This window comes from Nocardioides sp. (assembly GCF_036267815.1).
Classification (GTDB): domain Bacteria; phylum Actinomycetota; class Actinomycetes; order Propionibacteriales; family Nocardioidaceae; genus Nocardioides.
Map to the genome: position 1 here is coordinate 22369 of NZ_DATAVI010000004.1, position 9207 is coordinate 31575.

The window sequence follows — 9207 nt, forward strand, 5'->3', positions numbered from 1 at the left end:
GCCCTGGCGCGGGCCTCAGGCGACCATCACCCGGGAGCGCCGGCCGGCGCGGGCCGCGGGGGCGGTGGTGACGGCCTCCCAGGCGTCGGCGAGCCGGTCGACCGCGAGACGGAGCTCGTCCTCGGGGCGGGTAAAGGGCACGCGGACGAACGTGTCCAGGCCTCCGTCGAGGCTGAATGCGGGCCCGGGTGAGACGGCGACGCCGCGCTGCTCCGCCTCGGCCGCGAGGTCGAGGGCGCCCGCGCGGTGGTGGCCGGGCAGCTCGCACCACAGCGAGAGACCCCCGCGAGGCAGCCGGAACCGCCAGCCCGGGAGGCGCTCGGTGACGGCGGCGGCCAGGACGTCGCGCTGGCGGCGCAGTCGCTCGCGGTGGGCTCCCCAGTGCCCGGCTCGGTCGCGCAGCAGCCGCGCGGCGACCAGCTGCTCGAGGACGGCCGAGCCCAGGTCCATGGAGATCCGCGCCGACACCAGGCGATCGGTGAGCACGGCGGGACAGCGGATCCAGCCCACCCGGAGGCCGCCCCACATCGACTTGCTGACGCTCCCGATCGTGACGGCCTCGGGTGCGAACGACGCGAACGGCCGCGGCATCGGCCGGCCGTCCAGACGCAGCGCCTGGTGCGACTCGTCGACGACCGGGACGGTCCCCGCCCGCCGCAGGAGGTCGGCGTACTCCGCCCGCTGGGGGTCGCCCATGAGGTTGCCGGTCGGGTTCTGGAAGTCCGCGATGACGTAGGCCAGGCTCGGTCGCGCGTCACGCACGATCCTGCCCACGGCGTCCAGGTCCCAGCCGTCGACGTCCATGGGCACCGCGATCCGGCGGGCCCCGGCCCGGCGCAGGGCCGCGTGTCCGTTCGGATAGCCGGGGGACTCGACCAGCGCTCGGTCGCGGGGTCTGACCAGGCCCGAGGCCACGACCATCAGCGCCGACAACGCACCCGGCACGACCAGGATCTGGTCGGGGGTCGTCGGCAGGCCGCGCTCGTCGAAGGTCTCGGCGATCGCCTGCTGGAGCGCGGGCAGGCCGGTGGGGAAGTAGCCCGTGCCGCCGAGGTAGAGGGGGAGGTCGGCGACCGCCTCGGTGTACGCCGCGGCAAGGCCCGGGCTCGCCGCCGAGGCCGCGCAGCTGAGGTCGATGAGGTCCTCGGACCCCGTGTGCGGGGTCAGGGACCGGTCGAACGCCTGCCGGCGCCCACCGGGCAGCCGGGTGAAGGTCCCCGATCCCTGCCGGGCCACGGCGAAGCCCCCGTCGACCAGCGCGGCGTACGCGCGAGTCACGGTGGTGCGGGACAGGTCCAGGGCGCGGCACAGGTCGCGCTCGCTGGGTAGTCGCAGGTCGAGGTCGACCCGTCCGCCGGCGATCAGCAGGCGCAACCGCTGGGCCAGGCCGGCGTACGCCGGAGACCGGTCGAACTCACCCACCAGTGCCGCGAGTCGGGTGGCTGCAATGGATCCGGTCATGCAGGCCACTTTTGCACGATTGGCTCTTGAGGGAAAGGCCAATCTGGTCCCAGCATGGACGGGTGACCACTGTGGCGCCGTCCCGCGTCGTGCTCAGCGACCTGGGCCCGATCGCGCAGCTGCGTACGGGCCGGCTCGCGCGGCGCCTGCTCCAGCTGTACGCCGGGCTGCTGCTCTACGGCTTCTCGATCTCCCTGATGGTCCGTGCCCATCTGGGCCTTGCTCCCTGGGACGTGCTCCACTCCGGGTTGACCAGGCACTTCCCGATCGATATCGGGCAGGCCCTGGTGATCGTCAGCTTCGTGGTGATGCTGGCCTGGATCCCGCTGCGCGAGATTCCCGGGATCGGCACGATCTCCAACGCGTTGGTGATCGGCCTGTCGACGGACGCGTTCTTGTCGGTCCTGCCGACGCCGCACCTCCTCGCCGTCCGGGCGACGCTGCTGGTGTCGGGGATCGGTCTCCAGGGCGTGGCGACGGCCGCCTACATCGGAGCGCAGCTCGGCCGGGGACCGCGCGACGGGCTCATGACCGGACTCGCCCGGCGGACCGGCCGCTCGCTTCGCCTGGTCCGCACGGGCATGGAGCTGACGGTCGTCGTGGGCGGCCTGCTGCTCGGCGGCGTGGCGGGTCTGGGCACGCTCGCCTACGCCGTCGCGATCGGGCCGCTGAGCCAGCTCCTACTCCCCACATTGGTGATCGCACCTGGATCTGTGCGCGACGTGGACACAGGTGTGACGTGAGCCACTCTTAGGTCTAGTCTCGTCGCGGCTCTGGCAGATGCCAGAACGGGGGAGTCGTCTCGAGAAGGGCTACTGCGTATGTCAGTGGACACCAGTTCCGCTTCCGCGGAACCTCAGGGAAAGTCCGGGGTCGAGCTTGCTCGCGAGATCGGTCTGATCGGCCTCCTGTGGGCCTCGATGGGCTCGATCATCGGGTCCGGATGGCTGTTCGGGGCTCAGAAGGGCCTGTTCAACGCCGGTCCGGCGGTTCTGATCTCCTGGATCATCGGCGGCATCTGCATCCTGATCCTGGCGCTGGTCCACGCCGAGCTGGGAGCGATGTTCCCGCTCTCCGGGGGGTCCGCTCGGTTCCCTCACTACGCGTTCGGCGGCATCGCAGGGGCCGGCTTCGGCTGGTTCTCCTGGCTCCAGGCGGTCACCGTCGCTCCGATCGAGGTGTCGGCAGCGATCCTGTACGCCACCCACTACCACTTCGCGAAGAGCTGGCTGAAGCCCGACGAGACCCTCACCCACACGGGTCTGCTAGTCGCCGTCATCTTGATGGCGCTCCTGGCTGCGGTGAACTACCTCGGCGTCAAGGCGCTGGCCGCGACCAACACCGTCCTGACGTGGTGGAAGGTCGGCGTGCCGATGGCCACGATCTTGATCGTGGCGCTGTTCGCCGGCGGCATGCACGGCTCGAACTTCCACGCCGCCGACGGGTTCAACCCCTACGGCGTCAAGGGGATCCTGCTGGCCATCCCGCTCAGCGGCATCGTGTTCGCCTACCTCGGCTTCGAGCAGGCCGACCAGCTCGCCGGTGAGTCGAAGAACCCCAAGCGGGACATCCCGATCGCGGTGATCGGCTCGATCGTCCTCGGTCTGATCATCTACATCCTGCTCCAGCTGGTGTTCCTGCTGGCCCTGCCCTCGAGCTCGATCGGAGCGAAGTGGTGTGACGGCAACCCCAACAACGTGCCCGGATGTCTGCCGGCCGAGCTCGCCAACGGCGCCGCCAACCCGGCCGTACACGGCATCTACTCGACGTTCTCCGGTCCCTGGGCGCAGGTGGCGGCCCTGGTCAGCCTCGGCTGGCTGGCCACGATCCTCTACATCGACGCCGTCATCTCGCCGCTCGGCACGGGTCTGATCTACACCGCGGCCGGTGCGCGCGTGTCCTACGGCCTGGCCCGCAACGACTACTTCCACTCGGTGTTCGGCAAGCTGACCGGCTCCAAGGTTCCCTGGGTGGGCGTGCTGGTCTCGTTCATCGCGGGATGTGTGTGCTTCCTACCGTTCCCGAGCTGGCAGTCGTTAGTCGGTCTGATCACCAGCGCCTCGGTGTTGATGTACGCCGGCGCGCCACTCGCCTTCGGGGCGTTCCGCAGTCGCCTGCCGGACCAGGAACGGCCCTACCGGCTTCCGCTCGGCGGCTTCTTCTCGCCGGCCGCCTTCGTGGTGTCCACGTGGATCATCATGTGGTCCGGCTGGGAGACGAACTGGAAGCTCGGCATCCTCGTGCTGATCGGCTGCCTGTTGATCTTCAACCGCGAGATGCGGCCCGACGTCCTCAACCTCCAGGCGGCCGCCTGGCTGCCGGTCTACCTGATCGGCGTCGGTGCGATCACGTTCTTCTCCACGTTCAGCGGCCGGACCGGTCAGAGCCACGTGCTCGGAGGCACCACCGGACTCGCGCCGGTGATCTGGGCCCAGGTCGTCAGCGCCGTCTTCTCGCTGATCATCTACTACTGGGCGATCCGGGTGGCGCTGCCGACCAGCACCATCCAGCACATGATCGACGAGGTCGTCGTCCCGGAGGAGGCGGAGCTGGCCGGCCCCGCCCACTGACGGCCCGGACCAGCACCATCAGCGGGGCCCCGGACCATCAGGTCCCGGGCCTCGCCGATGACCGGTGGGACCCTCAGCGCCTGGTGGCGATCACGGCCGAGGTGTCGGGAGCGACGAGCACCTCGACGGCGGCGAACCGGTCGTCGCTGAGCCACTGCTCGCGCAACGTGTCGACCCGGCCCTCGAAGAGCGGCGGCCACGACTCGCACGGTGTGAAGTCGTCGAGGACGACGATGCCGCCGTCCTCCATCAGCTCGGCCACGCGCCCCGGACTCGAGGCTGACGGCTTGCCGGAGTCCAGGAACAACAGGGAGAACGGCCCGCGATCCAGCAGCGTCGCCCAGTCGGCGGCGAGGACCTCGACCTGGTCGTCGGACTCGAAGATCTCGGCAGCGGCCTCCGCCAGCCTCGGATCGAGCTCGGCGGTCAGGATCCGGGTGTCGGCGCCGCGCACGCCCGAGCGCAGCCAGGCCGTGCCGACCCCGCACCCGGTGCCGAACTCCGCCATCGTGCCGGCTCGGGTCGCCGCCAGCGCCGCCAGCAGGCGTCCGGTCTCGTTGCGACAGAACGAGACGTAGCCGGCACGCCGGGACACGGCAAACGCCCGCGTCACGATCTCGGGGAGCTCGGGGGGTGCGCTCATCGACCGATCCTCACGCCCGGAAGTCTCTCATCACGGAATGTTGTCTCGCATCGTGAACACCTGCGCCTATCCGCGTGCGCGCGGAGGACCCCCGCCGTACCGTGATCACATCATGCGGAGCGCGTTCGTACTTATCGTTCGCCGCGGCGGGTCCTGACAGACAGGACCGACTCGCCGCGGTGTTCGGCGTTGCGCCACCGGTCCTGTCGCCCGACGAGCTGCTCCGCGGCGGATCCGCACAGGACTCACCTCTCGCGCGATCCGCGACCCGAGCGCCTGACTCACGTTCGTGCGACCCACGACCGGATGCGCCGGCTCCGCCTCGCGGCGGCTCGTCGTCCCTGCCACATCACCACGCATCGACGTCCCGACGAGGAGCAGCACCGTGTATGACATGTACCCCGACTCCTGGGGTCCGGCGAACCACCAGTCCGACAACCCGCACAGTCACGACGCCCTCCAGGCCTCCCTGGACCTGCGGGACAACGGCGGGCAACGCCCGGACGACAACTGACGTGCCCTAGCCTGCCGCTCATGACCGCCCAACCGACCTCCGAGGCAGCCGCGTCGACCTCCGAGCCGCGTCGTGCCGCGACCGCGCATCTCCGGGTGGCCGTCGTCGGTGGTGACGGCATCGGCCCCGAGGTCACCGCCGAGGCACTCAAGGTCCTCGACGTCGCGGCGCCGGCGACCGTGGAGACGACGCACTACGACCTGGGTGCCGGCCGCTACCTCGCCACCGGCGAGGTGCTCCCCGACTCGGTCCTGGAGGAGATCCGGGGCCACGACGCGATCCTGCTGGGTGCGGTCGGCGGCAAGCCCGGTGACTCGCGGCTCCCGGCGGGGATCCTCGAGCGCGGGCTGCTGCTGCGGCTGCGGTTCGAGCTCGACCACTACGTCAACCTGCGCCCCTCCCGGATCTACCCCGGGGTCCCCTCACCCCTCGCCGACCCCGGCGAGGTCGACTTCGTGGTCGTGCGCGAGGGCACCGAGGGGCCCTACACCGGCAACGGCGGCCGTCTGCGCGCGGACACGCCGGCCGAGGTCGCGACCGAGGTCAGCCTCAACACGGCGTACGGCGTCGAGCGGGTGGTTCGCGACGCCTTCGCCCGCGCTGCGGCCCGTCCGCGGCACACGCTGACGCTCGTGCACAAGACCAATGTGCTCGTCCACGCAGGTGCCCTGTGGTCGCGCATCGTCGCGGCGGTGGCCCGGGAGTTTCCGGAGGTGAGCGTCGACTACCTGCACGTCGACGCCGCCACGATCTTCCTGACCACCGATCCCGCGAGGTTCGACGTCGTCGTCACCGACAACCTCTTCGGCGACATCATCACCGACCTGGCCGCCGCGGTGACCGGGGGCATCGGCCTGGCGGCCTCGGGCAACATCAACCCGGAGCGGACCGCACCGTCGATGTTCGAGCCGGTGCACGGGTCTGCCCCCGACATCGCCGGACAAGGTGTGGCCGACCCCACGGCCGCGATCCTCTCCGCCGGCCTCCTGCTCGACCATCTCGGCCACGCCGAGGCGGCGCGGGCCGTCGAGGGGGCCGTCATCTCCGACCTCGCCGGGCGAGTACCCGGGGCCAGGCGAAGCACCGGCGCGATCGGCGACGCCATCGCCTCCCGCCTGGCCTGACGCGCGCGCTCTGCCAAATCCCCCGCTTCAGCGGGGGAGTTGGCACTTCCTGGCCGCTGCAACCCCCGGGAAGTGTCGAGAACCCCGCGTAAGCGGGGGATCGAGTGACTCCTGTGACAGAGAGAAGGTGGGCTACCGTGCGTGACATGGAGACCAGCATTACGCCGACGGCCGAGCCGGTCGCCGACGACAGGCTTGCCGAGATCCTGGCGAACCCAGGGTTCGGCAGCTACTTCACCGACCACATGTTCAGCCTGAAGTGGGACCCGGCCCAAGGGTGGCACGAGCCGGCGATCGCGCCGTACGGTCCGCTCAGCCTCGACCCGGCCACGGCCGTGTTCCACTACGCCCAGGAGATCTTCGAGGGCCTGAAGGCCTACCGGCATCCCGACGGGGGAGTCTGGGCCTTCCGACCCGAGGCGAACGCCGAGCGGATGGCGCGGTCGAGTCGCCGGCTGGCCCTGCCCGAGCTGCCGACGTCGGACTTTGTGGAGGCGGTCGAGGAGCTCGTCCGGATCGACCAGCGGTGGGTCCCCGACCCCGACGGCGAGAAGAGTCTCTACCTCCGCCCTTTCATGATCGCGACCGATCGCTTCCTCGGCGTCCGTCCGGCCGAGCACGTCACGTTCCTGGTGATCGCGAGCCCCGCCGGGGCCTACTTCAAGCGCGGCCCGCTGCCGGTCACGCTCTGGCTCACCACCGAGTACACGCGCGCCGGCCGCGGCGGCATGGGGGCTGCCAAGACCGGCGGCAACTACGCCTCGTCGCTGGTGGCTCAGCAGGAGGCGACGGCCCAGGGCTGCGACCAGGTCGTGTTCCTCGACGCCCAGGAGCTGCGGTACGTCGAGGAGCTCGGCGGGATGAACATGTACTTCGTCCATGCCGACGGCCGGATCGTGACCCCCGCGCTCGGCACGATCCTGGAGGGCATCACGCGCTCGAGCATCATCGAGCTGGCCCAGAAGATGGGCCACCCTGTCGAGGAGCGCAAGATCTCGGTCGACGAGTGGCGCGACGGCCTCGCCAGCGGTGAGATCACCGAGGTCTTCGCCTGCGGGACGGCGGCAGTCGTGACGCCGGTCGGCTCCCTGAGATGGGACGGCGGCCAGACGCCCGAGGTCACCGAGGCCGGCGAGGTCACGATGAGCCTCCGTCAGGCGCTGGTCGACATCCAGTTCGGCCGCGCCGAAGACGCGTTCGGCTGGATGCGCCGCATCTGCTGAGCCTGACGTGTGATACTGGCCACTCACCTCTTGACCGGCCGCCGGTCGAGAAGCGCGGACCCCCGTCCGCTATCCGACTCCGCCCTGTGTCGGAAATGACTTCCATGTGAGGTTTCTGTGAGAATCGTTGCGGATTCCTCACCCAAGTCTCACCCAAGTCTCAGCCAGGACGAGGCACAATGTCTGAGCACCGACCGAACCGAAGGGTGACTTCGGGCGTCCCAGTGTGCGGGGACTCGCTCCGCTCGTGGAAGTAGGGGTATCGCATGGCACCGGTCTCACGTCGTACGGCGCTCGGGGCGCTGGGCGGCACCGGACTCTCGGCGCTGGCGGGCGTCGCCGCAGCCCGGTCAGGCCTCGCGCACGCCTTCGACGGCCATGCTCCCTTCGAGCTGTCCGCGACCAGCGGGGAGGCGAAGGACCCCGTCTTCACCTGGGTCTCGATGCCCGACTTCTTCAACGGCGACGTCGGCGACCTCAGCGTGCTCCCCTCCTGGGACGGCGGTCCCAACTCCGTCAACGACTCCTGGACCCAAGCCATCGACAAGTGCCTCGGCGGTGTCGTGGACCGCAAGCCGGACGCGGTCTTCCTGACCGGCGACATGGTCGAGGGCCGGTGGAACGTCGACACCGGTGAGCGCCAGCTGTTCGGCGCCGTCAGCTCGGGGATCGATCCCGAGAGCATCGCGATGGGCCAGGCCGCGGTCACCGTGGCGGGCGGGGTCTACTACTCCTACGGCAGCAACCTGTTCACCAGCCGTGGCCTGCGGATGTTCCCCGCGGTCGGTGACCACGAGATCCTCGACGACCGGCCCGGCCCGCTCAACAACCGCTGGAGCCCGACGGGCTTCAACAAGAACGGCACGCCGGACAACCGGTACTACCTCGTCGACCACTGCAAGGACGTCTGGGCCAACCACTTCACCCGGCACGGCGGAGCGCCGCGGTACGCGCGCCGTCCGATCGGCACGAAGGCGGAGTTCTCGGCGTACTCCGTGTCGTTCGCCGACGCCCTGACCCTCATCACGGTCGACTGCTTCGACCGCAACCAGCACGGTGTCCGTCTCGGCGTCTTCGACGGCCAGCTGCGGTGGCTGCGCTCGGAGATCCGGCACGCGAAGGCGCGCGGCCATGCGGTGATCGTGCAGGGCCACATCCCGATCATCTGGCCGAGCAGGTGGCTGGCCTCTGGCCGGCTGCGTGTTCCGAACGGACGCGACTCCGAGTTCTACAAGGTGCTCGACCGCGAGGGCGTCGACCTCTACCTCTGCGGCGAGGTCCACGACTCCACGATGCACCAGCACTCCCGGACCGGCCCGGTGCAGATCAGCCACGGGTGCATCTTCCGCTACGGCTTCAGCTACCTCGTGGGTCGGCTCTTCCCCGACAAGCGGTTCGTCATCGACCTCTACGAGGTCCCGGTCCTCAGGGCCAGCCGCGAGCACGACCTGTGGTGCAGCGACCTCCCGAGGAGCCAGCGCACCTACCTCGACTACGGCTCCCCGGTGCACCGGGGTCGGCTCGTCCAGAAGCACCGCGAGGTGCTCAAGCACACCGAGAAGCTCGGTCACTACCGCCCTGGCGACGACCCCTACGGGCTGCGCGGCAACCTCAAGACCGTCGTGTACTGACCCCTTCATCTGTCCGGTCGTCGGCCTGACGCCGGGCTAGG

8 protein-coding genes are annotated in these 9207 nt (G+C 70.1%); 6 read left to right on the forward strand and 2 right to left on the reverse strand.

Annotation, left to right across the window (positions count from 1 at the left end):
* Positions 1-15 precede the first annotated feature (15 nt).
* Positions 16-1461, reverse strand: coding sequence for a PLP-dependent aminotransferase family protein (locus VHW64_RS00675; protein WP_329648569.1), 1446 nt, complete (start codon positions 1459-1461; stop codon positions 16-18).
* A gap of 62 nt (positions 1462-1523) precedes the next feature.
* Between VHW64_RS00675 and VHW64_RS00680 the strand changes: the two genes are divergently transcribed.
* Both VHW64_RS00680 and VHW64_RS00685 read left to right on the forward strand, forming a co-directional pair.
* Positions 1524-2204, forward strand: coding sequence for a hypothetical protein (locus VHW64_RS00680; RefSeq protein ID WP_329648570.1), 681 nt, complete (start codon positions 1524-1526; stop codon positions 2202-2204).
* A gap of 84 nt (positions 2205-2288) precedes the next feature.
* A complete protein-coding gene (locus VHW64_RS00685) occupies positions 2289-4031 on the forward strand; it encodes an APC family permease (RefSeq protein ID WP_414690434.1) in 1743 nt (580 codons plus the stop codon).
* Positions 4032-4104: 73 nt separating this feature from the next.
* Here the strand turns inward: VHW64_RS00685 and VHW64_RS00690 are convergent, their stop codons facing one another.
* A complete protein-coding gene (locus VHW64_RS00690; RefSeq protein ID WP_329648572.1) occupies positions 4105-4674 on the reverse strand; it encodes an O-methyltransferase in 570 nt (189 codons plus the stop codon).
* 385 nt (positions 4675-5059) lie between these two features.
* On the opposite strand from VHW64_RS00690, the gene VHW64_RS00695 reads away from it, so the two are divergent.
* The 4 genes from VHW64_RS00695 to VHW64_RS00710 all read left to right on the forward strand — a co-directional run bounded on the left by VHW64_RS00695 (position 5060) and on the right by VHW64_RS00710 (position 9166).
* On the forward strand, positions 5060-5188 hold the full coding sequence (locus VHW64_RS00695) for a hypothetical protein (RefSeq protein ID WP_329648573.1): 129 nt from the start codon (positions 5060-5062) through the stop codon (positions 5186-5188).
* A gap of 20 nt (positions 5189-5208) precedes the next feature.
* Complete coding sequence (locus tag VHW64_RS00700) at positions 5209-6312, forward strand: 3-isopropylmalate dehydrogenase (RefSeq protein ID WP_329648574.1); 1104 nt, start codon at positions 5209-5211, stop codon at positions 6310-6312.
* A gap of 146 nt (positions 6313-6458) precedes the next feature.
* Entirely contained in the window at positions 6459-7535 is a 1077-nt protein-coding gene (locus VHW64_RS00705) for a branched-chain amino acid aminotransferase (protein ID WP_329648575.1), read from the forward strand.
* A 266-nt stretch (positions 7536-7801) separates the two neighbouring features.
* Positions 7802-9166 (forward strand): metallophosphoesterase family protein, encoded by a 1365-nt coding sequence (locus tag VHW64_RS00710; protein ID WP_329648576.1) that lies wholly within the window; start codon positions 7802-7804, stop codon positions 9164-9166.
* Positions 9167-9207 lie beyond the last annotated feature (41 nt).